The sequence below is a fragment of the Cupriavidus sp. CER-90 genome, from assembly GCF_057652055.1.
Genome location: NZ_JBYGYM010000002.1, coordinates 621,660 through 646,545, shown reverse-complemented (window position 1 = coordinate 646,545; position 24,886 = coordinate 621,660). Strand labels below are relative to the sequence as shown.

The window sequence follows — 24,886 nt, the reverse complement described above, 5'->3', positions numbered from 1 at the left end:
CGGGCGGCGCAATCTGCGCTTTCTCGATGGCCGCTCACGGGGGATACCCATGGACGTCAAGCGATTCTTCCGCATTGCCAGCGCCGCGCTGGTTGCCTTCGTGGTGTTCGTGGTGCTGGCCGTGGGCAGCACGTACTGGTGGGGCGGCCGCAAGCTCCAGCGCAAGATCGACGTGGCCGTGCAGCCGGTGACGATCCCGACCGACGCCACGGCCATCGCCCATGGCAGGTATCTATATGAGTCGCGCGGCTGCGCGGACTGTCACGGCGCCAAGGGCAACGGCCGCCAGGTGTTCGATGAATCCAACGGATTCCGGGTCTTCGCCCCCGACCTGACCCGCGCCAACCCCGATATCGCCAGATTCCAGCCCCAGGACTGGGACCGTGCCATCCGGCATGGCGTGGCGCCGTCGGGCCGGCCGCTGCTGGTGATGCCCAGCGAGGATTACAACCGGCTGTCCAACGAAGACTTTGGCGCGCTGGTGGCCTATGTCCAGAGCCTGCCACCCGGCCCGGGCCGTCCCGGCGAGGTGCAGTTGCCATGGTTCATCCGGGGCATGTATGGCGCTGGCGTGATCCAGGACGCCGCCGGCAAGATCGACCACAGCCTGCCGCCCGCGGCCCCGGTGGCCGCGGCCGTGAACGCCCAGTACGGCGCGTACGTGGCCAATTCGTGCAAGGGCTGCCACGGGACCCAGCTGCGCGGCGGCCATATCCCCGGCGCGCCGCCCGACTGGCCGCCCGCCGCCAACCTGCAGCCGGGCGGGGCGATGAAGCACTACCCCGCGGCCGACCAGTTCGTGACCATGATGCGCACCGGCAAACGGCCCGACGGCACCGACGTCAGCCGCGTGATGCCGTTCACCGCCTTCGCCAACATGAACGAAACCGACCTGCAGGCGCTCTATCTGTTCCTGAGCCAGAAATAATCCCGGTTATGGTGCGCACCGCAGGATGTGAGCGGGACTGCGCAAGCTTTTCATATTTCTACTATGCTCCACGGGTTCGCCGGGTGGCCAGGGATCTTTTGCCATTGGCCCGGCGTGACGCGCGAATAACCGACTGGGCCAAGCACCCAAGGAGCACCCCCAAATGACGACCCTCACCCTCAACGGCAAGACCGTGGAGGTGGACGCCGATCCGTCCACGCCACTGTTGTGGGCCCTGCGCGACAACCTTGGCATGACCGGCACCAAGTTCGGTTGTGGCATGGCCGCGTGCGGCGCCTGCACCGTCCATATCAACGGCCAGGCCACGCGCAGCTGCGTGATGCCGATCTCGGCCACGGCCGGCAGCAAGATCAACACGATTGAAAGCATGGGCGACGACCCGGTCGGCAAGGCCGTGCTGGCGGCCTGGCTCAAGCACGACGTGGCCCAGTGCGGCTACTGCCAGAACGGGCAGGTGATGAGCGCCGTGGGCCTGCTGCGCAGCAAGCCGCGGCCCAGCGATGCCGATATCGACCAGGCCATGGCCGGCAACGTCTGCCGCTGCGGCACCTATCAACGGATTCGCGCGGCGATCAAGGACGCCTCGCGTGCCATCGCCGTCAAGGCATAAGGGGCTGCCATGCGTATTCGAGGGATTGAAGCCCTGGCGGGCGGCAGCGGTGCGCCCGCTGCGCAACCGGAAGCGGCGGCCACGCTGTCGCGGCGCAGCTTTCTGAAGATGTCGGGCCTGGCGGGCAGCGGGTTTGCGCTCGGCATCGTCGGCGTGGATGCCGCGCTGGCCCAGCAGGCGCCGGCCAGGCCGGCGGCGCCGCCGCAGGCGTTCCTGACCATCGCGCCGGACAACACGGTGACCATCGCCGTGAACCGGCTCGAATTCGGCCAGGGCGTGCATACGGCGCTGCCGATGGCGCTGGCCGAGGAACTGGACGTCGACTGGAAGAACGTGCGCGCCATCCTGGCCCCGGCCGGTGATGCGTACAAGGACCCGATGTTCGGTATCCAGATGACCGGCGGCTCGACGGCGCTGAACCATTCGTTCGAGCAGTACCGCGAACTGGGTGCGCGGGCGCGGGCCATGCTGATCGGCGCCGCCGCGCAGAAGTGGGAGGTCGATCCGGCCAGCTGCACCGCGTCGATGGGCGTGGTCACGTCGGGCAACAACCGCGCCACGTACGGCGAACTGGCGCAGGCGGCCATGGGCCTGCCGGTGCCGGCCCAGGTCAAGCTCAAGGACCCGGCCCAGTTCCGCATCGTCGGCAAGCCCACGCCGCGCCTGGACGCCGCATCGAAGCTGCACGGCGACCCGGTGTTCGGCATGGACGTCCGGCTCAAGGACATGAAGGTGGCCGTGGTAGCGCACCCGCCGCGCTTCGGCGGCAAGGTCAAGTCGTTCAACGCCGACCGCGCGCGCAAGATCAAGGGCGTGGCCGATGTGATGCTGGTGAACACCGATCGCGGCGGTTCGGGCGTGGCGGTGGTGGCCGACGGCTACTGGCCGGCCAAGACCGCGCGCGACGCGCTGGAGATCGTCTGGGAAGACGCCGGTTCGACGGTCAGCACGGCCGCGCTGTTCGACCAGTTCAGCAAGCTGGCCGCGCAGCCGGGCATCGTGGCCAGGCCGCTCGAAGGCGGCAATATCGACACCGTGCTGTCGGGCGCGGCCAAGGTCATCGACGCCGAGTATCGCGTGCCGTACCTGGCCCACGCGCCGATGGAGCCGCTGAACTGCACGCTGCAGCCCGAGGTGGCCGGCAACAAGGTGACCGCCGTGAAGGTGTGGGTGGGCTCGCAGTTCCAGACCATCGACCAGGGCGCCATCGCCCGCACGCTGCAACTGACGCCCGAGAAGGTGACGCTGAACACGATGATGGCCGGCGGTGGCTTCGGCCGCCGCGCCGTGCCGACGTCGGACTACCTCGTGGAGTCGGCCAACGTGCTGCGCGCCTGGGTGGCCAACGGCCATACCGAGCCGATCAAGGTGATGTGGAGCCGCGAGGACGACATCAAGGGCGGCTACTACCGCCCGCTGCACGTGCATCGCGCCCGCATCGGCGTGGACGCCCAGGGCAAGGTCGTGGGCTGGCAGCACACCATCGTCGGCCAGTCGATCATCACCGGTACGCCGTTCGAGCCGATGATGGTCAAGAACGGCGTGGACGCCACGATGACCGAAGGCATCGTCGAGAACGACTACGACCTGCCGCTGCAGGTGCACGTGCACCATCCGAAGGTGGATGTGCCGGTGCTGTGGTGGCGCTCGGTGGGCAACACGCACACGGCATTCGTCAAGGAAACGCTGGCCGACGAGATGGCCACGGCCGCCAGGCAGGACCCGGTGGCCTGGCGCCTGGCGCGGCTGGACGAGAAGAAGCACGCGCGCCATCGCGCCGCGCTGCAGCTGGCCGTGGACAGGTCGGGCTATGGCAAGACGAAGCTTCCGAAGGGGCATGCCTGGGGCGTGGCCGTGCACGAGTCGTTCGGCTCGGTGGTGGCCTATATCGTCGACGTGTCGGTGGTGAAGGGCGAGCCGCGCGTGCATCGCGTGACGGCCGGCGTGCATGCGAACCGCGTGGTCAATCCGCTGACCGCCGAGGCGCAGGTCCAGGGCGGCTGCGTGTTCGGGCTATCGATGATCAAGCCGGGCTTTGCCATCGAGATGGAAAACGGCATGGTCAAGAACAGCAACTTCCCCGACTATCCGCCGCCGCGCATGCCCGACACGCCGGTGGTGGACGTGTTCTTCGTGCCGTCGAACGACAACCCGACCGGCCTGGGCGAACCGGGCACGCCCGGCATTGCCCCGGCCGTGGCCAACGCGCTGTTCCGCCTCACGGGCAAGCGCCAGCGTCAGCTGCCGTTCGTGATGGCCTGAGCGGATTCTTCCTGCCCTTGTGTGCTCCCCTCTCCCGCGATGCGGGAGAGGGGCCGGGGGAGAGGGCATGGCGTTTCAAATTGCGACGTGTCGTGGCTTGAGCCGCTCGCCCTCTCCCCCAACCCCTCTCCCACAAGTGGGAGAGGGGAGCAAACACTCAGACCATCAGGGCTTACGCCTCACCGGCGCTCCCCATCCTCCGCATTGCGCCACGCCTGCACGAACTTGCGCAGGTCGCCCGCCGACGCGTCGGTGATCGCCACGTAGCGCATGCCGCCGGCCGTCCAGCTTTCGAGCTGGTATCCCTGCCGGACCCGTTCCCCCACGCGGGCGCCCGCGCCCGGTATCACGAAGACGTCCACCGGATGCTGGCGGCGCTGATAGACCAGCACGGCCACGCGCTGCCCGTCGACAAAGTCCACCCGGCCGCCGACCAGCGGAAAACCGGCCGAAGCCAGGTCGCGGACATCGGGCGCGTAGTCGATGCGGCCGTTGAACCACGGCTTGACCGTGTGCTGGTCGGTCGAGAACACATCGCTGGCCCGGTTCGAGATCAGCCCGCGCACATGGCTGGCGACGATGCTGCTGGCCAGCAGGTCGTCCGGCGACGGCGCGGTGTTGTACTGAAACAGGCTCAGGCCGACGGCCGCCGCCGTCACGGCGGCCAGCGCGGCATTGACCGGTGGCGACCACGCGAACCAGCGCCGCCAGCCGGCCGGTGCGTCGGGTGACGGATCGGCGAGCCCGCTGTCGGCGGGGTCGGGCAGGGCGTCGAGAATGCGGGCGCGCAGTTCGGCCGGGGCGCGGTGGTAGGTGGCGCCGCGCCGCGTGGCGCGGTGCAGCGCCTGCAGGTGGCTCAGGGCGTCCACGCAACCGTCGCAGTCTTCGAGATGCCGTTCCAGCCGCACGCTGTCGGCCGCGCCCACCTCGCCGTCGGCGGTGGCGTGCAGCAGCTGGCGGGCTTCATTGCAATCCATGGCGCCGGTCTCCTGCGGGGGGAATGGGGTCGTCGGGGTTCAGGCCGGAGGCGGCCGGCAAGCCGCTGGCCGCCGGCTGCGGCGTGCCATCGCGCAGCGCCACCACGGCGGCGGCCAGCATGCGGCGGCCGCGCGCCAGCCGCGACATCACGGTGCCTACCGGAATGTCGGCAATGCGCGCGATGTCGCGATAGTGCAGTTCCTCCAGTTCGCGTAACACCAGCACCTCCCGAAACGCCACTGGCAGCCGCTCCAGCGCCGCATGGACCAGCCGGACGTCCTCGTCGCGCAGCAGCCACTGTTCCGGATCGCCGGGCGCGCCGTGCCAGTCGGGCAGGTCGGCATCGATCAGCGATTCGTCGTAGCCCGTTTCCGCCGCCGCGCGGCGCTTCTGCCAGGTGGTGAACCACGTGTTGCGCACGATGGCCAGCAGCCATGGCCGGGCCTGGTCGCCGCGGAAGCCCCCGAACAGCCGGAACGCGCGCAGGAAGGCCTCCTGCACCACGTCGTCGGCATCGCCCGCATTGCCACACAGCCAGCGGGCCAGGTTGTACGCGGCATCCAGGTGCGGCAGCACCAGGGTGTCGAATCTGCGGCGCGTGTTGGCGGCGTCCAAGTCAGTCCTCGAAGGGCGGATCGGCAGGGCACTGCGGCATGGGGCGTCTCCCGTGTATTACCGGCGCTGGGCCGATTCTATTCCCGCCGGCCGCCGCGCGCCAACGGGGCAGACCCGCAGGGAATAAACGCCGGGCCGCCCGGGTATGACAGTCACCATCCACCCAACGGAGACGGTCATGAATGGAAACTGGAGCCGGCGCGACATCCTGCGCCTGGCGGGTGCGGCCGGCGGCGCCGTGTTCGCATCGGCCCTGCCGGGCTGGGCAGCCGGGCGCGATGACGACTTCGTGTTCGTCCAGCTGTCCGATGCGCACTGGGGGTTCGAGGGGCCGCCCAATCCCGATGCGCGCGGCACGCTGCCCAAGGCCGTGGCGGCGGTCAACGCATTGCCGCAGCCGCCCGATTTCGTGATGTTTACGGGCGATCTGACCCATACGACCGACGACCCGGCCGAGCGCCGCCGCCGCATGCGCGAATTCCGCGACATCATCGCCCCGCTGCGCGCCGGGGCCGTCCACCTGATGCCGGGCGAGCACGATGCCAGCCTGGACAACGGCGCGGCCTACCAGGAGCTGTTCGGGCCCACGCACTACACGTTCGACCACAAGGGCCTGCACGCGATCGTGCTGGACAACGTGTCGGACCCGGCCGGGCAGGTGGGCGAGGCCCAGCTGGCCTGGCTGGCCGCCGACCTGGCCAGGCAGCCGCACGACGCGCGTATCGTGCTCTTCACGCACCGGCCGCTGTTCGACCTGTATCCGCAGTGGGACTGGGCCACGCGCGATGGCGCCAAGGTGATCGACCAGCTGATGCCGTACCAGAACGTGACGGTGTTCTACGGGCATATCCACCAGGAACATCACCGCATGACCGGGCATATCGCGCATCACGCGGCGCGCTCGCTGATGTTTCCGCTGCCGGTGGCGGGGTCGCAGCCGCGCCGGCTGCCGGTGCCCTGGGATGCCGCGCATCCGTACCAGGGCCTTGGCTGGCGCGAGGTGAACGCCACGGCGTCGCCGGGCAAGGATGCATTCCAGCTGGCCGAGCAGCCGGTGATCGGGAGGGCGTGATGATGAACCATCCGACCGATCCGGCCGCCCAGGCCACCCCGCCCGCCGTCGCGGGCCGGCGCCGGATGCTGGCACAGGTCATGGGCCTGGTGCTGGCCGCCGCCGTCGTGCCCGCGATGGGCGGGGCCGCCGCGCCGCGCGTGATTCCGATGCGCGCGCGGCGCTTCGTCTTCATCCCCGACAAGCTGACGCTCAAGCCCGGCGAGACCGTCGTGCTGGCGGTGACCGCCGAGGACGTGATCATGGGTTTCTCGGCCCCGGACTTCTCGGTCCGTGCCGATCTCCCCCCGGGCAAGGCGGTGGAAGTGAGGCTGACCGCGCCGAAGCAGCGCGGCACCTACACCTTCCTGTGCGACATCTTCTGCGGCTCGGGCCACGAGAGCATGAGCGGCACGATCAGCGTGGCGTAGCGGTCGGGAGCGGGGACGGGGGAGAGGAAAAGCGCCCGGGGTGGCGGCGGGGCGGGGCGGGACGGGACCATTGCAGGCTTCGGTCGGACGCCCATCGCTTGACTCGACAAGGATACGATGCGCACCTTACCCCGCGACATGCGGGGATACGAAGGGCGTATGACTGCCTGTTTCAGCGTACGATGCCAGGGCAGTCGTGCATCATCGGGCTTGCGGCCAACTTCTCTCAGGCAGACCACCATGGAAACCCAGGAAAGCACCCTGACCCTCGCATTGCTGACGGTGCCGGCCCGCGCGGCCATCTGCCGCGCGCTGCTGGAGGCCGGCGACGATTGCCTGCCCGCCATTGCGCTGGCCGAAGCGTCCGGCGTGACACTGCGCCGTGCCGCCCACCATTTCCAGGAGATGGTCCAGGCCGAGGTGCTGGCGCTGGTCATCCGCGACCACCAGGTCTGCTATGCGCTCAAGGCGCGCCGGGCGGTGCGTGAGGCGCTGGAATTCGTCGATCGCAGCGGCCTGAACTGACAGTGCTGCTTCAGGCGCTTTTTTGAGGGCGCCGGTCAACTGGCCGGCGTGGTTCTCCGTTCATTCAGGGCGACCGGCCGTTGCCGGGTTGCGCCTTGCATCAGGAATCCACCGTGAAATTTTCGAACCGGATCGTGACACTGCCGCTGTGGGCGATCCTGTATTTCGTCTTCGGCTACGCGTCGCACCAGATCAACGGGCCGTTCTCGGCCACCGGCTATATCTGGCTGCCGGCCGGCGTGACCGTGGCCGCCTTCATGCTGGCGCCGGCCCGCCGCTGGGTGCCGCTGGGGCTGGCCTTCCTGGCCGCGCAGATGCTGCTGGGCGTGGTGGAAGGGCGCGATCCGTTCCGCATGGTGCTGTTCTCGCTGGACGAGATCGGCTTTGCGGCGCTGGCCGTGGCACTGGTCCACATGATGCGGTTCTCGCTCGAAGGACTGGCCTTCCTGCGCGGCGTGCTGGTGGCCGCCGTGGTCAGCAGCGTGGGCGGGGCGGTGTTCGGGGCGGGCTGGTTCTGGCTGTTCCTGGACGTGCCGTTCTGGGCCACTGCCAAGGTCTGGGCGGCCGCCGACTTCGTGGGTGTACTGATCGTCACACCGGTATTCGCGGGCTGGGCGCGCTTCAGCGCGGCCCGTTCGGGCGGCCGGCGCCGGGGCGAATTCCTGGCCGGTATCGCCGCGCTGCTGGCCGTCCTGGTGACGGCCGCGGTCGTGTTCGACGGCACCCGCATCGTGCAGTTGTCGTTGGACGTGGCCTATGCGCTGACCTATATCCCGCTGTTCTTCGTGGCGATCGCGGCGCTGCTGCTGGGCGGACGGGGCGGCTCGGTGGCGGTGGCGCTGCTGTCGGCGCTGGTACTGGTCAACACCGCCCAGGGCGACGGCCCGTTCGCCGACACGGCGGTCTACCACGGCAATTCGCTGCTGGTGGCCCAGCTCTACCTGGCCGTGGCCGCGCTGCTCACGCTGCTGATCAGCACGCTGCGCACGGCCCGCGAGCAGCTGCACGAGGCGGCGGCGAGCCGTCAGAACGACGTGGAACTGGCGCTGGCCGCCAGCGGGCAGCTGGTGTACAACCTCGACCCGCATAGCGGCCGGCTGCGCTGGAGCGGCAGTGTCGAACAGGCGTTTGGCATGGCCGAGCCGGCCTTCTCCACGCTGGACGACGTGCTGGCCTGCGTGCATCCCGACGACCGTGCCGAGGTACGCCGGCGCTGGCTGCGCGAAAGCGATGGGGAAGTGCGCGGGGATCTGACCTTCCGGCTGCTGCTGCCGGCGGGCGCCACCACCACGGTGGTGGACATGAGCGGCCCGCTGCTGGACGGCGACGACTCCGTGGCGCTGATCGCCGGGGCCTGGCGCATCGTCGCCAGCCACGACACCGAGGGGCGGCGCGCAGCATGACGACCGAACAGGCACCGCGCGTCGGGGCCTTGCTGATCCATGGGCTGGGCGGCACCCAGTATGACCTGGGGCCGATGCACAAGGTACTGCGGCGCGGCGGCGTGGAAACCCACGCCGTGACGCTGCCGGGCCACGGCGGTACGCCGGAAGACCTGCTGCACGTGCGGGCCGAGCAGTGGATGGCGTCGGTCACGCAGGCCTACGACGCGCTGGTCGACCAGTACGACACGTTCCACGTGATCGGCATGTGCATGGGAGCGCTGCTGGCGGTGGCGCTGGCCGAACGGCGCCAGCACCGCAAGGGCAAGCTCGTGGCGCTGTCCGCCCCGGTCTATATCGACGGCTGGTCAACCCCGCCGTACCGCTGGCTGCGGCACGTGGTCTACCACCTGCCCGTGCTGCCGGGCCGCATCAAGGTCGAGGAAAACGAGCCGTTCGGCATCAAGAACGATCTGGTGCGCGCCATCGTCAAGGCCAAGTTCGAGCGCGGCGACAATTTCCACTACCGATGGGTGCCGCTGACCTGCATCCGCCAGGTGGACCGCCTGCGGCGCTGGGTGCTCGACGGCGCGCGTCGCGTGGCCTGCCCGACGCTGGTGGTGCATGCCCGCGAGGACGAACTGACGTCGGTGCGGTCGGCGGACTTCCTGCTGGCGAACGTGCCGCAGGTGCAAGGCGTGGTGGTCGAAAACAGCTATCACATGATCTGCGTGGACAACGACCGCGAGCAGGTGATGGCCAGCGTGGCCGGATTCCTTGGGCTCGACGCCGGCGCCGGCCGCGCGCGCACGCGCCGCGCCGTCGAGGCGCCGATGGCCGTAGAGGCCGTGCAGGCGCTGGTGCAGGATTACCTGGCCGCGCTGACCTCGCGCCATTTCGAGGCCATCTATCCGCAGCTCGATCCGGCCATCGTCTGGCGGCACGTGGGCGATCACCCGCTGGCCGGCGAGTATGGCGACCGCGATGCCGTGATCGGCCTGTTCCAGCGCCTGGCGCAACTGGCTGGCGACACGATCCGCATCGACGTGGCGGGCGCGCCGCGCATCGACGGCCAGACCGTGGAGGTGGATATCAGCGTGTCCTATCTGTTCGACGGCACGCCGATGCAGGGCCATGGCACCCAGACGCTGCAGCTGCGCAATGGCCGCATCGCGGCCGTCGAATACCGCTCGGCGATGGCGGTGGCCAGCCCGGCGGCGCTGGCCGGCCAGGCCGTCTGAGCATGCCGGCCGGGGCCCTTCAGAACACGCGGCCCAGCTGCAGGTAGATGTTCCAGACGCCCTTCGGGGCCGCCGCGAAGCCGAAGTAGAGCGGGCCGATCACGCTGTTCCCCCCGATGAACGCACTGGCGCTGGACTTGTACGGGCCGCTGCCGAAGTTGCGCCGCCTGAGCCAGACATCGCCGATTTCGAGGCTGGTGCCGAAGACCGTGCTGCGCAGCCCCGGCAGCGTGAACTCGCGCAGTTCGTTCAGATAGGTCAGCCGCCCATACAGCAGGTAGTTGCCCGAGAACTGGTCCGGCGCATAGGCGGACAGCCGCTGGAAGCCGCCCAGCGTGAAGCCCAGGCCGCCGCTGACGCTGTTGTTCGAGCGGTGGTCGTTGTACGTCATGGCACCTTCGGCGGCCAGGTTCAGCGTGTGACGGCCGTAGCTGCCGGCCCACAGCGCCTTGGCGTGGACGTCGTCGAAAGTGTTGTCGGCCCCGCCGAACGACAGCTGGTTCACCGCGTACAGGTAATAGCCCTTGCGCGGGAAGAGCGGGTCGTCGAGCTGGTCGATGGTCAGCTGGGCGCGCACCACGGGCTGGCGCACCCGGGCACTGAACCGGCCGTTGGGCGCGCCGGCCAGCAGGTAGTCCGAGGCGTAGCGCACCTGCTGGTAGTTCGCGCCGAGGCGGAACTCGCCCAGGCGGCCGATCGGCAGGCCGAAGTCGATGCCGGCCTGGGCGGTGTCCACGCGCACGGCGGTCAGCGGCGTGGCATTGCGCTTGTCGCCATTGTCCGGATAGATGTCCACGTGCTTGCGGGCGTATTCCAGATAGGGCGCGATATAGAAACCCAGCCGGTCGAACACGGGCTGGCGCAGTTCGGTATGCCATTTCGCCTGGTTGCTGCCCAGCACGATGTCATTGCGCCATTCGAGCCCGCCTTGTGTCAGCCATGGATAGCGGTGGCCCAGCTGCAGGTTGAAGGCGCCCTTGCCGTCGAACGTGGTGGACAGTCCGAAGCCGAACAGCAGGAACTGCGGGCCCCATGACTTTTCGTGCGCATCGACCTTGAGCACCGAGCGGCCGTTCTCGGTCACCAGTTCCTGCGTCACGCTCTCGAAATCGCCGCTGGTCGACAACTGGGTCAGGTCGTGGTTGACGGCGGCCGTGTCGTAGCGGTCACCCTCGCGCACGCGCAGGTACTGGCGCACGTACGACGCCGGAATGCGGCCCGACGTGTGTACCTCGATCGCGTCGACCCGGCGCGGTTCCGCGGTGGCCACGTGCGTGGCACGCGACGCGATGTACTGGTCCCAGGCCTCGCGCGGCAGGGCCAGCCCGGCCAGCCGGGGCGCGATGGCGCTGGTGGCGGCATAACCGAGCCCGATACCGTCGCCGGCGTGCGAGAAATCGGTGAAGGACAGCTTGCCCAGGTCGGGCTCGAGCAGGACGTCGCGCGGGCCCAGCAGCGCCTTCTGGGTGGCCACGTTCTGGTTGGTCAGGATCGTCACCATCTGCTGGGTGACGGCTGCCGGAGAGTCCAGCGTGGCCGGATCGTCGAGCGGGGTGGCCACGTTGACGGCAATCACGATGTCGGCGCCCATGTCGCGCGCCATCTGCACCGGCAGGTTGCTGACCAGCCCCCCATCGACCAGCGTGCGTCCGTTCACGGCGAACGGCGCGAACAGGCCGGGCACGGCGGCACTGGCACGGATGGCACGGGGCAGCGAGCCGTGGTCCAGCACCACGGGCGCGCCCGTGCCGAGGTCGGTGGCGATCGTGCGGAACGGCACCGGCAGGGTATTGAAATCGACGTCGCCGGGCCATGCCGATGTCCAGTCCTGCAGCAGCGTCAGCAGCTTGTTGCCCTGCACCAGGCCAATCGGCAGCTTGACGCCATCCTTGCCAAGCCCCGCCGAAATGCCGATCGGATACTGGAAGCTGTCCTCCCGGAGCGTCTGCGGCAGCTGCGCGCGCTCGTTGCGGTCGAACACGATGTCGCTGAGGTTCACCCGGGACAGCCGGGTTTCCAGCTCGTCGGCGCCGATGCCGCTCGCGTACAGCCCCCCGACCACGGCACCCATGCTGGTCGCGGCAATGCAGTCCACGGGGATATGCATCTGCTCCAGCGCCTTGAGCACGCCGATATGGGCGTAGCCCCGCGCGCCGCCGCCGGACAGCACCAGGCCGATGCGCGGCCGGGCGGGCGGGGCGCCATTTGCACCGTCGGGACCACTGGCCGGCCCGGCGCCGCATGCCGCATGGGCGTGCTGCCACGACAGCAAACCGAGCAGGAACAGACCGAACAGGACAGCCCACCCCGGCGGGGCTCGGTGCGGCGCAATGGGTTGGCGAAACATGACGGTCACTTCGGAAAGGGCGGACAACGGTGGAGAACCCGTCTGCCAACGTCGCAGCGGGACTTTTCGTGGACATTGTCAGGGGATGCGGCCAGAAAGTGGCGATCTGGCGCGCGGCGAAGAAAAAAACCGCAGGGTACGGGAAAACCCCCATTCAGCCCGCGTCTTGAAAACGAAATACCCCGTCCCTATAATTAGCACTCGCTGGGGGAGAGTGCTAACAGCCAGCTGTTGCCCCTTCCCTGCGGTATACCCGAAAACCCGATGGCCGTTGCCGAACGGTGCCAGGCACCCCTGATAACGGCCGTTTTGTGAATTAAAACTCACTTTTTTTGTATTTAGGAGTCCGTATGAACCTGCGTCCTCTGCACGACCGTGTGATCGTGAAGCGTCTGGACAATGAAACGAAGACCGCTTCCGGCATCGTGATTCCCGACAATGCAGCCGAAAAGCCGGATCAAGGCGAAGTGCTCGCCATTGGCCCGGGCAAGAAGGATGACAAGGGCAACAACATTGCCCTCGACGTGAAGGTGGGTGACCGCGTGCTGTTCGGCAAGTATGCCGGCCAGGGCGTGAAGGTGGATGGCCAGGAGCTGCTGGTCATGCGCGAAGAAGACATCATGGCTGTCGTCAACAAGTAATCGACGCCCGTCCTTCCAGACATACCCAGATTCCTGACCGCCCAGCCCGATGCGCGGGGCGGTCTTCCCAGATTCGGAGATTCAGAACATGGCAGCAAAAGACGTAGTGTTCGGCGACGCCGCACGTGCCAAGATGGTTGAAGGCGTGAACATTCTCGCCAACGCAGTGAAAGTGACGCTGGGCCCGAAGGGCCGCAACGTGGTGCTGGAGCGCAGCTTCGGCGGCCCGACCGTGACCAAGGACGGTGTGTCCGTGGCCAAGGAAATCGAGCTGAAGGACAAGCTGCAGAACATGGGCGCCCAGATGGTCAAGGAAGTGGCTTCCAAGACCAGCGACAACGCCGGTGACGGTACCACCACCGCTACGGTTCTGGCCCAGTCGATCGTCCGCGAAGGCATGAAGTTCGTGGCCGCCGGCATGAACCCGATGGACCTGAAGCGCGGCATCGACAAGGCCGTGGGTTCGGCCGTGGAAGAGCTGAAGAAGCTGAGCAAGCCGACCACGACCAGCAAGGAAATCGCCCAGGTTGGCGCGATCTCGGCCAACAGCGACGCCTCGATCGGCGAGCGCATCGCCGAAGCCATGGACAAGGTCGGCAAGGAAGGCGTGATCACGGTGGAAGACGGCAAGTCGCTGGCCGACGAGCTGGAAGTCGTGGAAGGCATGCAGTTCGACCGCGGCTACCTGTCGCCGTACTTCATCAACAACCCGGAAAAGCAGGTTGTTCAGCTGGACAACCCGTTCGTTCTGCTGTTCGACAAGAAGGTCTCGAACATCCGTGACCTGCTGCCGGTGCTGGAGCAAGTGGCCAAGGCTGGCCGCCCGCTGCTGATCATCGCCGAAGACGTGGAAGGCGAAGCCCTGGCCACGCTGGTGGTGAACAACATCCGTGGCATCCTGAAGACCGCCGCCGTGAAGGCTCCGGGCTTCGGCGACCGCCGCAAGGCCATGCTGGAAGACATCGCCATCCTGACGGGCGGCACGGTGATCGCCGAGGAAATCGGCCTGACGCTGGAAAAGGCCACGCTGCAGGACCTGGGCCAGGCCAAGCGCATCGAGATCGGCAAGGAAAACACCATCATCATCGACGGCGCCGGTGACGCAGCTGCGATCGAAGGCCGCGTGAAGCAGATCCGCGCCCAGATCGAGGAAGCGACCTCGGACTACGACCGCGAGAAGCTGCAAGAGCGCGTGGCCAAGCTGGCCGGCGGTGTTGCCGTGATCAAGGTTGGCGCTGCCACCGAAGTCGAAATGAAGGAAAAGAAGGCCCGCGTGGAGGATGCACTGCACGCGACGCGCGCTGCCGTGGAAGAAGGTATCGTCCCCGGCGGTGGTGTGGCCCTGCTGCGCGCCCGCGCTGCCATCTCGGCGCTGCAAGGCGACAACCCCGACCAGAACGCCGGCATCAAGATCGTGCTGCGCGCCATGGAAGAGCCGCTGCGCCAGATCGTGCTGAACGCTGGTGAAGAAGCGTCGGTCGTGGTGGCCAAGGTCATCGAAGGCAAGGGTAACTACGGTTACAACGCCGCTTCGGGCGAGTACGGCGACCTGGTGGAAATGGGCGTGCTGGACCCGACCAAGGTGACCCGCACCGCGCTGCAGAACGCCGCTTCGGTGGCTTCGCTGATGCTGACGACCGACTGCGCCGTTGCCGAAACGCCGAAGGAAGAGTCGGCTCCGGCAATGCCGGGCGGCATGGGCGGCATGGGCGGCATGGACGGCATGATGTAAATCGCGCCGGACTGCCGGGCCAGACGGCCTGACTGTCAAAAAACCCCCGAGGGTGCGAGCCCTCGGGGGTTTTTGTTTTGTGCGGCCTTCAGCGAGCGCGCGCCGCAATCGCGTGCGGGGCGTCTTGCCGCTGGCGCAAGGACGGAAGCAATTCCGCCCTCAGCCATTGCATTGCCGCGCCAGTCGATACGGCAGCGTGCCGTTGCCACCTGCCGGCGTACGCAATGCCGGCGTGGGGAAGCAGGGGAGTCGAGGCAAGTGCAAGCAGCACCCGCCGGCGTGAGCGGTTCGCGTTTGTCATGGGTGTCATGGGTGTCTTGGGTGCCATGGGCTGGGCTGTATCCATGATCAGACGGCTCCCGGCCGTAGGCGGATGGAATCTATCAGCCTGTCCCATAGCTCCAGGGCTTCTCCGTCGCTGGCGAATGATTCGTTGTTGGTCTTGTAGACGCTTTCAATGACGTCCAGTTCGGCATTGAGCTGCGGTTCGGCGAGCGAGTATTCCTTGCCGGAGGCCTCCCATTTGAAGGCGTAGAGTCGCTTTCCCTTCTCCGTCCCCGCGATGAGGATCTCGTCGGCCTCGATGGGGCCGACCGGCCGCGCACGGTTGCGCAGTTGATGCATGCCGGCAATGGAGCCCAGCAAGCTGGTCAGCAAGCCGCCGGCCCGCTTGCGCAGGCTGGGCTCTACGCGATACTGAGCGAAGGCCGACACCTGGATCCATGCGTCGGGTTTGTTTGGGAGCTTGATGGTCAGGGACCAGCTTTCGCGGTTGAACAGGGTGTCGACCAGAATCACATTTGCCGCAACGAAGCCGGGACCCGGAGGCGCATCGTCGGCGTTGAACACCCGCCATGCGCGACTCAGATCGTCACAAGTTTTCAGCGCGCTGACACGACGGTCATCTGTCACGTCGCCAGCGTAATACAACGTCTGGCTCCCGATGCGATAGTAGGTCTCGAAGCGGTAGATGATAGTCCCACCCGGCCGGTTCCAGGATACGAGCGTCACGCCGCGATTGGCGTGCTCCACGCGTTCAACGAACATGCATTCGTATTGATTGTGCGGCGTCGAGCGCAGAACCTGCTCGCGTTCGTTGACCATGTCGTCATACGCTGCGTCGGTACGGACGTCGTTGCGAAACACGATTGGAACGGTATTGAACTTCCATTGACTCACCACCGCGGCATCCGCTGGCACATCTACTAAATGACGGCCAATCGCCACCGTTTTCCAGCTGGGGTTCATTCGGACTCCTGTGCGAAGGGCGCAACGCCTGTCTTGTTTTTGGGGGCTGCGCCAGATTCGATTGGAGCCGTACCGTCACCAGGGGAAACTGGTCGCAGCCGTGAATCTCCGTCATTGCTCGGCTGACGAAGCCGCCCATGGAATGCGTGACCACGATCACCTTCTCGGCCACGATGCGCGACGCCTTCTTGTGCGCCATGCCTCTGCTGTCCCCGCCTTTGCCATCCGGGGTATCGTCAAGCAGTATGCCGAGGCAAGTGCGAGCAGCACCCGCCGGCGCAAGTGGTTCGCCTTTGCCATGGGCTGGGCTGTATCCATGTTCAGACGGCTCCCGGCCGCAGGCGGATGGAACCGATCAGCCTGTCCCATAGCTCCAGAGCTTCCTCGTCGCTGGCGAATGATTCGTTGTTGGTCTTGTAGACGCTCTCGATGACGTCGAGCTCGGCATTGAGCTGTGGCTCCGCGAGCGAATGCGCTTTGCCGGAGGCTTCCCATTTGAAGGCGTAGAGCCGCTTTCCCTTCTCCGTCCCCGCGATGAGGATCTCGTCGGCCTCGATGGGGCCGACCGGCCGCGCACGGTTGCGCAGTTGATGCATCCCGGCAATCGAGCCCAGCAAGCTGGTCAGCAAGCCGCCGGCGCGTTTGCGCAGGCCGGGCTCGACGCCATACTGGGCGAAGGCCGACACCTGGATCCATGCGTCGGGTTTGTTGGGCAGCTTGATGGTCAGGGACCAGCTTTCGCGGTTGAACAGGGTGTCTTCCAATATGACGCTGCCTGCCACAAAGCCCTTTCGCCGAGGCACCGACGCGCCGTCCACGGGCCGCAACTTGTCGGCAATCTCCGCACAAAGCTCCAATTGCGAATCGAGACGGTCGTTCGAAACTTCCCTGAGATACGCGAGAGTCCGGCCGCCCACGCGGAAGTACGAATCGAACTGATACATGATCGTGCCCCCCGGTCGATTCCATGACACAAGCGTGACGCCGCGATTGATGCCATGGTCCACTCGCCGAACGAACAGACTGCCGAATTGCTCGTGCGGCGCGGCACGCAGGGCCCGCTCACGCTGGTTGATCATGGCGTCATACGCCAAGTCTGTGCGGATGTCGTTGCGAAAGACTAGAGGATCAGTGTTGTACCGCCATTGCGGCACGAGCGTCGCATCCTCCGGCACGTCCACGAGGTGACGGCCGATGGAGATGGTTATCCAACTTCGGGTCATGCGGACTCCTGTTCGAGTAACGGATACCATTGAGCACCCTGAGCGATCTTGGCTCACCTTCTCGGCCACGATGCGCGACGGCTTCTTGCGCGCCATGCCTCTGCTGTCCCCGCCTTTGCCCTCCGGGGTATCGTGAAGCAGTATGCCGAGGCAAGTGCGAGCAGCACCCGCGGACGCAAGTGGTTCGCTTTTGTCATGGGTGTCATGGTCGGGCTGTATCCATGGTCAGACGGCTCCCGGCCGCAGGCGGATGGAATCGATCAACCTGTCCCATAGCTCCAGCGCTTCTTCGTCGCTGGCGAATGATTCGTTGTTGGTCTTGTAGACGCTCTCGATGACGTCGAGCTCGGCATTGAGCTGTGGCTCCGCGAGCGAATGCGCTTTGCCGGAGGCTTCCCATTTGAAGGCGTAGAGTCGCTTTCCCTTCTCCGTCCCCGCGATCAGGATCTCGTCGGCCTCGATGGGGCCGACCGGCCGCGCACGGTTGCGTAGTTGATGCATGCCGGCAATCGAGCCCAGCAAGCTGGTCAGCAAGCCGCCGGCGCGTTTGCGCAGGCCGGGCTCTACGCGATATTGAGCGAAGGCCGACACCTGGATCCATGCGTCGGGTTTGTTTGGGAGCTTGATGGTCAAGGACCAGCTTTCGCGGTTGAATCGGGTGTCTTCCAATATGACGCTGCCCGCCACAAAGCCTTTTCGCCGAGGCACCGACGCGCCATCCACTGGCCGCAGCCTATCGGCAATCTCCGCGCAAAGCTTCAGCTGAGAGTCGCGACGGTCGTTCGACACTCTCATCAGATACGACAATGTCCGGCCCCCAATGCGGAAGTATGAGTCGAACTGGTACATGATCGTGCCGCTTGGACGATTCCAGGAAACCAAAGTCACGCCGCGATGGGGCGAGTGGTCCACTCGTTGAACGAACAGACTGCCATATTGCTCGTGCGGAGCAGCACGCAGGGCCTGCTCACGCTGGTTGATCATGGCGTCATACGCCACATCTGTACGAATGTCGTCGCGAAAAGCCAGCGGGCTGTTATTGAATCTCCACTGAGGAACAATCACGGCATCCTCGGGCACATCTACCAAATGACGGCCGATGGCCATAGTCGTCGAGCTGCTCATGCGGACTCCTGTTCAAACGTCGGATACCAGTCGGCGTCCTGGGCGATCTTTATGATTGCGTAGAGACTGGCGTATAACGCTCGTTCATCCTTATAGCTATCCTGGTGGTCATAGCCGAACTTCCGATTCCATTTACCAGGGCGACCGTGGCCATGCGAGAACGACAAGACTACGCTCCGCCGACCTGCTGGTGCCGCAGCGGATTCGACAGGTACCGTACCGTCGCCGGGAGACTCGGGATCGGCGATATGCAACCATGTTCCATCACTCGTTCGAATTCTGCCGTTCCCATCATCGAGCTCTATTTGCATCGTGCCCGGGTCATGCCTGGCGACACCTTGGCCTATCCACGACACAGTTCCCCATGCACACCTGTTGTCGGCGGCCATGAGCCCGCTACCAAACAGTCCGCCCTTATCCAGGGCGGGATCTCGCTCGCCCTGCGCGCCGTAATGGGTGTAAGTCGGTAGCTTGTATCGCCCGCCGATTGCGGCGTGAAACTCTTTGACGGTCCTAATGTTCTCTGCAAAGGTTTGGCGATCCGTTTCAGACGTTTGGATGTCATCCTCTTCGATAACCTCGTTCGTCGCACCAAGACCCAACATCCATTCATTGTGCGAAGGCACCAGCCCATACCACGCTGACGACTGATAAATCTCCGAGTACGGGTCACCGTTTCGGGGAAGGGCGAGGATGGCCGGCGGTTTCGAGCCATCAGCGTTCCGCGGTTCGCGGACAAAGAGCCATGGTTTTCCACCGTTGTAGTCGGCTGATGGCAGTAGTTCGAGCGCCCCTGGCGAATTGGCGGTGACGGCAGTGACCTCGGCGGCGTTGCGGCCCAGGACGACCTGGGACACGCCTTCGAAGCCGGCCCGCATGCGTTTGTAGGCAGCCGGTGCGCCCGTGGCGGGCTGAACGCCGTGAGACACCCCCAGAACCTTGTCGCAGCCGTGGATCTCGGTCAGTGCCCGGCTGACGAAGCCGCCCATGGAATGCGTGACCACAATTACCTTCTCGGCCACGATGCGCGACGGCTTCTTGCGCGCCATGCCTCTGTCGTCCCTGCCTGCGCCATCGGGGGTATCGTGAAGCAGAATCGCCCCGCCCTCGTTGTAGTAGGGCAGGATCTCCTTTTCGATATACGCCTTGATTCGCTCGCCCGAATCCCGGTTGCTCTGGAGCCAGTTGTAGCCGCCCACCCACACGTCGAACTGGTACCGCGCCGCGTGGAGGATTTCGCCGCGGGTGAGCGCCTCGCCTTTTTCGCTGCCCCAGTCGGTGGGCGGCTCCGTTCCCGCCTCGGCGGCCCATTCCTCGAAGTTCACCTCGCAACGTTCGAAGTCGTACCGGGCCAGGTTGTTCAGGTAGTACTGCAGATTGGACAGGAATGCGTGGTAGCTGCCACGCATGATGGTTCCCCATCCACGTAGCGTCAGCACATTGATCGGCAAGCCGCTCCGGCCAGCGTCGATGGTGCCATTCGGATCGACTTCGACCCGATCCATCAACAGCGATGCGGCTCGGGTCTGCGCAGAGGTAAAGGCGTAGGCGATGAGTTGCAGCAGCGCATCGGCCAGGCCCTGGAAATCGGTGCTCGGCGGGCGCCAGACTGCCTTCTTGCTTTGCGTGTCGCGAAGGTTGGTTCCCATGATGCCGGGCAGGAACAACACGGGAATGATGCACGGTTTGGACAGGATGACGTGCTCGACATTGTCGGACGCGGCGCTCATCGTGGAGACACTGAAGGTTTGCCCATTGTCGTCGACGAACGTTGGCGAAATGACGCGCTTTGAATTCTGTGGCATGGAATGGATGGCTACGGTGGCAAACTTCGGGGTTACTGGACGTTGCTCCTGACCGATTCGATATCGTTGCTTTTCTGGGGCGAAAGATTCCCGGTCGAATCGGATGTCTCGTGGAGCCTGGTGCCGTCATCCCGCGTCATGGTGACGTTGAACCCCGATACCGGCTCACCTGTCGACGGATTCCGCACTACCTGGCGGGCCACGAAATCGGCTTTGTCCCAGGTGTTCATCGTCTGCGCCAGCGAAGCGGGGCCTTGCCTGCCGATCCCGTTAGACCGGATCGTGCGCTCTCCTCGTGTTCCGTCTTCGATGCCGGTCGCGCTCATCAGCAGGTAGGAGCCGCCGCACTTGAGCAACAGTTCCTGGCTGGCCTCGATGACGACCCGGCCGTTCGCACTGGAAATCACCATGTTCTTGTCCGCGCGCAGTTGCATGTCATCGCTCTGGGCCTGAATCTCGACCTTGCCTCTTGCTGCCATCAACTTGATGCCGAGCCTCTGCGCGAAGAGCGACACAAGATCGCCAGCGGCCACGGTGAAACGTTTGAGCGCACTGAAGTCGGCGTGGCGGCCCGCCGTGGCGATGAGGTTTCCCGCAGCCGACTGTTGCAGGTCCGAGCCAGACGCCAGCGCGATGCCGGCTGGTGCGCTGACGAGGATGCCAGCCGCCTGCAGTTGATCGAGGGCATCCCGGAGCAGTGCACGTTGCCGTTCGCAGTCCGCGGCATGCGCCTGGGCGGCACGGGCTGCCGAGGACAGTGATTCGCTGTGCTGGAGCGCCTGTTCCAGAAGCCGCTTCGCGGTTGCCATGTCAAGCTGCGGGCCAGACGCTGCAGGCTGATCATCCGCCGACAAAAACAGCCCCTTGCCCGCCCGCACCGCGCCCCAGTGCGATGTCCGCAACTCGAACCCCTGCCCCCGCTCCTTCATCTGGCGGTCCACCAGATATCCGAGGTTCAGTTGCGACTTGCCGCCGTACTCGGTCGACAGCTTGATCCCCTCATGCCCCACCCAGTCCTCGAAGCGCAGCTTGTTGTTGCGCTGCGTCCGAATCACGTTGCGTGATTGCCAGCCGTCCCGGCCGATGATCAGGTCGGGCTTGTGGCTGTTGTGCAGCGCGTGGGCGATATAGGGACGGTTCGGGTTGCCGTCGTGGAAGGCGATGGCGACCTCGGTGCCTTCGAGCAGCGGGAAGTGGAAGCCGGTCTGCACCGGGCCGGCGAACGGTTTGGCCAGCCGCAGCGGTACGCTTTCCTGGCCATTCGGCCATTCGTCGAAGTCGAGATCGAAGCGGACGGTGTAATGGCCGTCCTGCGTCAGGTAGGCATATTTGTATTGGCCCGGCGAGGTGACGCGACCGCTCAGCGTGCCGGCGATGCGCGGCCATTTGGTGTCGTCGACCGGCAGACGGAAGCGCCGGTCCGACGGAATCGCCTGATAGGTATTCCGATAAGCCTGATCGCGGGCGCCCGTGTGGATGACTTCGGTAATGACCTGGCCGTTGGGCGCATCGGGCAGCGTCGTATCCATGCGCAGGATGCGCGCCGGGCGCAACGCCAGCACATTGCTTTCACCCTGATAGACGACCTGCCCGGCGATGGCCGCCTCGTGGCGCAGCAGCGCCTCCCACTTCGCGCCAGCCATATCCCGATGATGGGTGCCATGGATGTATGGCTCGCCATAAGTCGTCCGATCCTTGTATGCAATGTTGGCATCGGCCTTGAGCCGCTCGTAGGCGTGCGCGGGGTTGTAGTCCGATGCCAGGACCGATCTGGCGACGGTTCTCGTATTGGTACGAATGGCAAAGACCGCTTCGGTGCCGGACTCCAGTCCGGCCGTCTCCCGATAGGGCACCCGCAGTTCCGGCTGATAGATGTAGTGGTCGATGTCGTCCCCGAACACCACAATTTCGCCAAATTTCCCCGGCGCGAAGTAGCAGTACATGCCTTCCTGCTCCATCAGCAGGCGCACGTAGTCCCAATCGGACATCCGGTACTGCAGGCGGAACTTGTGCTCGGGATACTCCCGGCGTAGCCGAAAAGCGAACTGGTGGCCTTCGAGGTCGTGGCTGCGCAGGATCGCCTCGATGATCTGCGGTGCGGTCTTGTGCTGATAGACACGGCTGCGCGGCGTCAGCCGCAGGCGCGTCACCAGCGGCTCCACGACCATCTCGTAGCCATGGAAGTCGCGCGTCTGGCGGGTCTTCGAGAACGCCGGAATCCATCCCGCAAAGCGGCGCGGCTCGCTGCCATCGCCGGGGTCGATGACGAAGGTGGCGGGACGATTCAGGTAGTCGGCACGGTCCAGTTCCAGCGGGTGGGTCAGCTGGACGGTGACCTCGTAAGGCTTGCCGAGTGCCTCGACGGCCTTGAACGAGACCACCGACAGCGCGATGGCGGTGGGCGCGGCGGGGACTTCGAGGCGGTAGGTTTTCGGACCTGCATGCTGAAGAAACCACTGCCCGCCGGATACCAGAGCGTCCTTGTCGATCATCGGTGCGCGCCACGTGCTGTTTGCTGTGGGTGGCACGCTACACCGACTGCTTGCGGAGTGCGTCAACGAATCCGCAGCGAACTAATCCGACGCAACCCGTCGTCATAATCGCCGCTTTGCGATTGACAATGGTGTGCGGGGAACGATGACCTGCGATAGCGCCGACGTATCGATCGGACCGACCAATTCCTCGGATCAGAGAAATCCGAGGCTGCCTCAGACTTCCACGACCTTGCCCCAGTCGAAAAAGGCGTTCTCGGGCACGCCGGTTCTGCGCGAGATATAGCCGCGCGGGTTGCAGACCACGCGCGTGTCGTCGATCCAGTAGTCGAAGCTGGTGTGCGTGTGGCCATGGACCCAGAGATCGGCCTGGGCCACGAGGTCGGGACGCCGTGAAATGAAGCCGGCCGAGACGATGTCGTGGGCGTAGCGCGCATCGAGGCTGCCGAGATCGGGCCCGTGGTGGGTGACCACGACGGTCTTGCCGTCGAACGGCTGCGCCAGAGTTTCGGCCAGCCACGCCGTGGCCGCGCGGTGGCGCGCCAGGGCGTCGGCGGGCGTGTACGGGCGGGGCAGGCCGTCGTCGCCAGTGGTGGCGATCAGCCGGTGATCGACCATCACCTTGGCGCAGGCCGCCATGGCTTCGTCGATACGGTTCTCGCCGTACAACGCATAGTCGGTCCACCACGTGGTGCCGATCACCCGCACCGGGCCGCCCGGGGCGTCGGAAAATTCCGCTACCGCGCCATTGAGCAGCGTCACATTGCCGGACGCGGCGGCGGCTTCCGCCATTTGCTGGTCCACGGGATCGAACGCGCTTTCGTAGTATTCGTGATTGCCGGGGATGTAGAGCACAGGGCCCGCGAAGGTACGGGCGGCCCAGTCGATACCGTCGCGGCCGTTGGCGATGTCGCCGGCCAGGATCGTCAGATCGGCGCTGCAGCCGGGGACATCCTCCGGCATGTGGTGTTCGATGTGGAGATCACTGAGGATGCGGATTTTCATGGGGCTGGCCCCCCGTATCTGCATACGGGCGCGAATTGGTCTGCAAGCATTCTTAAGAAGACTGGGGGCTCCCGTCAAGCTGCACGGTTGCCTGGGCGGCGCGCTGGCGTGGCACCAAGCAGAAAAGCCCGGACTTGTCCGGGCAAGACTGTCTGCCTGGCATTGCACCAGGGGAGGACAGCCGGGGGAACCGTTATGACGATGCGCCGCTTGATGTGGCGTTAGTTGCTGCCCGCCATGGTGGGCAGCAGAACCCGGTAGATCTGGATGAACGCCGGCCCCAGCAGGACCAGCAGCAGCGTGGGGAAAATCGTGAAGATCAGCGGGAACAGCAGCTTCAGCGCGATCTTCGCGGCCTGTTCCTCGGCCCGCATGCGGCGCTTGGTCCGCAGCATGTCGGACAGCACGCGCAGGGACTCGCCCAGGCTGGTGCCGAAGCGGTCGGCCTGGACCAGCATCGATGCGAACTTGTCGACATCTTCCACGCCGGTGCGCAGCGACAGATTGCCGAGCGCCTTCTCTTTCGAGAAGCCGGAGCGCAGTTCCAGCAGCATCAGCTGCAGTTCGTCGGCAAGCACGGGGCAGCGCAGCGCCAGTTCGTCGGCCACGCGCATCAGCGCGGCGTCGAGCCCCAGGCCGGCTTCCACGCAGACGGTCAGCAGGTCGATGACGTCCGGGAATTCCTCGAAGACCGTCCGCTGGCGCGTGGCGACCTTGCGCGAGAGCAGGATGTTCGGAATGTAGTAGCCGATGGCAGCCAGCACCGCGAGCATCGCGAACATCGCGCTCTCCTGCTGGAATGCCGGGGTGCTGGCCGTTGCCACCAGGCCAAGCATCGGCAGCGCCACCGCCAGCAGCGTCTTGGCCGCGAAGTACAGCGGGGCGGCATTCGCGTTGCGCCATCCGGCGTTCATGAAGCGGATGCGCAGCTGCGAATTCTCCCAGCCCTCCTTGGGCAGCGACAGCCGCGAGACAGGCTGGGCCCATCGGACGATTGTCTCGATCAGGGCCTGGCGTTGCCCGGCGTCGCCGGTGAAGGGGCTCGTCTCGCTGGCAATCCGTTCCATCCGGCCGCGCATCCGGTCGGGCGAAAACGCGTAGAGCACGCCGAATACGGTGCCGAACGCCGCGACGAAGATCAGTGCCAGCACGATCCACTGATCTATCCGAAAGCCCTGCATGATGTCTTGCATGATCGAACTCCCCCTCAGGTTGACCGTCCAA

General features: G+C 65.8%; 20 protein-coding genes. 10 read left to right on the top strand and 10 right to left on the bottom strand.

The window, feature by feature from the left end:
• The first annotated feature begins 49 nt into the window (after positions 1-49).
• The 3 genes from AC24R4_RS13515 to AC24R4_RS13505 all read left to right on the top strand — a co-directional run bounded on the left by AC24R4_RS13515 (position 50) and on the right by AC24R4_RS13505 (position 3,821).
• Positions 50-928, top strand: a complete 879-nt coding sequence (locus AC24R4_RS13515; protein WP_487523244.1) for a c-type cytochrome — start codon at positions 50-52, stop codon at positions 926-928.
• A 163-nt stretch (positions 929-1,091) separates the two neighbouring features.
• Entirely contained in the window at positions 1,092-1,559 is a 468-nt protein-coding gene (locus AC24R4_RS13510) for a (2Fe-2S)-binding protein (RefSeq protein ID WP_400395276.1), read from the top strand.
• A gap of 9 nt (positions 1,560-1,568) precedes the next feature.
• Positions 1,569-3,821: a xanthine dehydrogenase family protein molybdopterin-binding subunit gene (locus AC24R4_RS13505; protein ID WP_400395279.1), complete on the top strand. Its 2,253-nt coding sequence runs from the start codon at positions 1,569-1,571 to the stop codon at positions 3,819-3,821.
• A 179-nt stretch (positions 3,822-4,000) separates the two neighbouring features.
• Here the strand turns inward: AC24R4_RS13505 and AC24R4_RS13500 are convergent, their stop codons facing one another.
• Complete coding sequence (locus tag AC24R4_RS13500; protein ID WP_400396136.1) at positions 4,001-4,798, bottom strand: anti-sigma factor family protein; 798 nt, start codon at positions 4,796-4,798, stop codon at positions 4,001-4,003.
• Positions 4,785-5,414, bottom strand: coding sequence for an RNA polymerase sigma factor (locus AC24R4_RS13495; RefSeq protein WP_400396138.1), 630 nt, complete (start codon positions 5,412-5,414; stop codon positions 4,785-4,787). Before AC24R4_RS13495 ends, AC24R4_RS13500 begins: the two co-directional genes overlap by 14 nt.
• Before the next feature lie 178 nt (positions 5,415-5,592).
• Here AC24R4_RS13495 and AC24R4_RS13490 point away from each other — a divergent pair, with 178 nt between their 5' ends.
• From AC24R4_RS13490 to AC24R4_RS13470, 5 genes are all read left to right on the top strand, one after another.
• Complete coding sequence (locus AC24R4_RS13490; protein ID WP_400396140.1) at positions 5,593-6,486, top strand: metallophosphoesterase family protein; 894 nt, start codon at positions 5,593-5,595, stop codon at positions 6,484-6,486.
• Complete coding sequence (locus AC24R4_RS13485) at positions 6,486-6,896, top strand: cupredoxin domain-containing protein (RefSeq protein WP_400396141.1); 411 nt, start codon at positions 6,486-6,488, stop codon at positions 6,894-6,896. Before AC24R4_RS13490 ends, AC24R4_RS13485 begins: the two co-directional genes overlap by 1 nt.
• A gap of 240 nt (positions 6,897-7,136) precedes the next feature.
• Positions 7,137-7,421 carry an ArsR family transcriptional regulator gene (locus AC24R4_RS13480; protein ID WP_400395069.1) on the top strand — a complete coding sequence of 95 codons (285 nt, stop codon included), beginning with the start codon at positions 7,137-7,139 and terminating at the stop codon, positions 7,419-7,421.
• Positions 7,422-7,534: 113 nt separating this feature from the next.
• Positions 7,535-8,824: an MASE1 domain-containing protein gene (locus tag AC24R4_RS13475; RefSeq protein ID WP_400395072.1), complete on the top strand. Its 1,290-nt coding sequence runs from the start codon at positions 7,535-7,537 to the stop codon at positions 8,822-8,824.
• Complete coding sequence (locus AC24R4_RS13470) at positions 8,821-10,044, top strand: alpha/beta fold hydrolase (protein WP_400395073.1); 1,224 nt, start codon at positions 8,821-8,823, stop codon at positions 10,042-10,044. The genes AC24R4_RS13475 and AC24R4_RS13470 overlap by 4 nt, the downstream gene beginning before the upstream one ends.
• A 19-nt stretch (positions 10,045-10,063) precedes the next feature.
• Here AC24R4_RS13470 and AC24R4_RS13465 read toward each other — a convergent pair whose 3' ends face one another.
• Positions 10,064-12,391, bottom strand: coding sequence for a patatin-like phospholipase family protein (locus tag AC24R4_RS13465; RefSeq protein WP_487523243.1), 2,328 nt, complete (start codon positions 12,389-12,391; stop codon positions 10,064-10,066).
• A 350-nt stretch (positions 12,392-12,741) separates the two neighbouring features.
• On the opposite strand from AC24R4_RS13465, the gene groES reads away from it, so the two are divergent.
• Both groES and groL read left to right on the top strand, forming a co-directional pair.
• Positions 12,742-13,032: a co-chaperone GroES gene (gene groES / locus AC24R4_RS13460; protein WP_008644494.1), complete on the top strand. Its 291-nt coding sequence runs from the start codon at positions 12,742-12,744 to the stop codon at positions 13,030-13,032.
• Between the two features lie 88 nt (positions 13,033-13,120).
• Entirely contained in the window at positions 13,121-14,764 is a 1,644-nt protein-coding gene (groL, locus tag AC24R4_RS13455) for a chaperonin GroEL (protein WP_092595012.1), read from the top strand.
• Positions 14,765-15,112: 348 nt separating this feature from the next.
• On the opposite strand, the gene AC24R4_RS13450 is transcribed toward groL, so the two are convergent.
• The 7 genes from AC24R4_RS13450 to AC24R4_RS13420 form a co-directional block, all read right to left on the bottom strand.
• A complete protein-coding gene (locus AC24R4_RS13450) occupies positions 15,113-16,012 on the bottom strand; it encodes a T6SS immunity protein Tli4 family protein (RefSeq protein ID WP_487523242.1) in 900 nt (299 codons plus the stop codon).
• Positions 16,013-16,332: 320 nt separating this feature from the next.
• A complete protein-coding gene (locus AC24R4_RS13445; protein WP_487523241.1) occupies positions 16,333-17,331 on the bottom strand; it encodes a T6SS immunity protein Tli4 family protein in 999 nt (332 codons plus the stop codon).
• A gap of 129 nt (positions 17,332-17,460) precedes the next feature.
• Positions 17,461-18,360 (bottom strand): T6SS immunity protein Tli4 family protein, encoded by a 900-nt coding sequence (locus tag AC24R4_RS13440; RefSeq protein WP_487523240.1) that lies wholly within the window; start codon positions 18,358-18,360, stop codon positions 17,461-17,463.
• Positions 18,357-20,165, bottom strand: coding sequence for a lipase family protein (locus tag AC24R4_RS13435; protein ID WP_487523239.1), 1,809 nt, complete (start codon positions 20,163-20,165; stop codon positions 18,357-18,359). Before AC24R4_RS13435 ends, AC24R4_RS13440 begins: the two co-directional genes overlap by 4 nt.
• 32 nt (positions 20,166-20,197) lie before the next feature.
• On the bottom strand, positions 20,198-22,657 hold the full coding sequence (locus tag AC24R4_RS13430; RefSeq protein ID WP_487523238.1) for a type VI secretion system Vgr family protein: 2,460 nt from the start codon (positions 22,655-22,657) through the stop codon (positions 20,198-20,200).
• Between the two features lie 216 nt (positions 22,658-22,873).
• On the bottom strand, positions 22,874-23,662 hold the full coding sequence (locus AC24R4_RS13425) for a metallophosphoesterase family protein (protein WP_487523237.1): 789 nt from the start codon (positions 23,660-23,662) through the stop codon (positions 22,874-22,876).
• A gap of 221 nt (positions 23,663-23,883) precedes the next feature.
• Positions 23,884-24,855, bottom strand: coding sequence for a type II secretion system F family protein (locus AC24R4_RS13420; protein WP_487523236.1), 972 nt, complete (start codon positions 24,853-24,855; stop codon positions 23,884-23,886).
• Between the last annotated feature and the right edge of the window lie 31 nt (positions 24,856-24,886).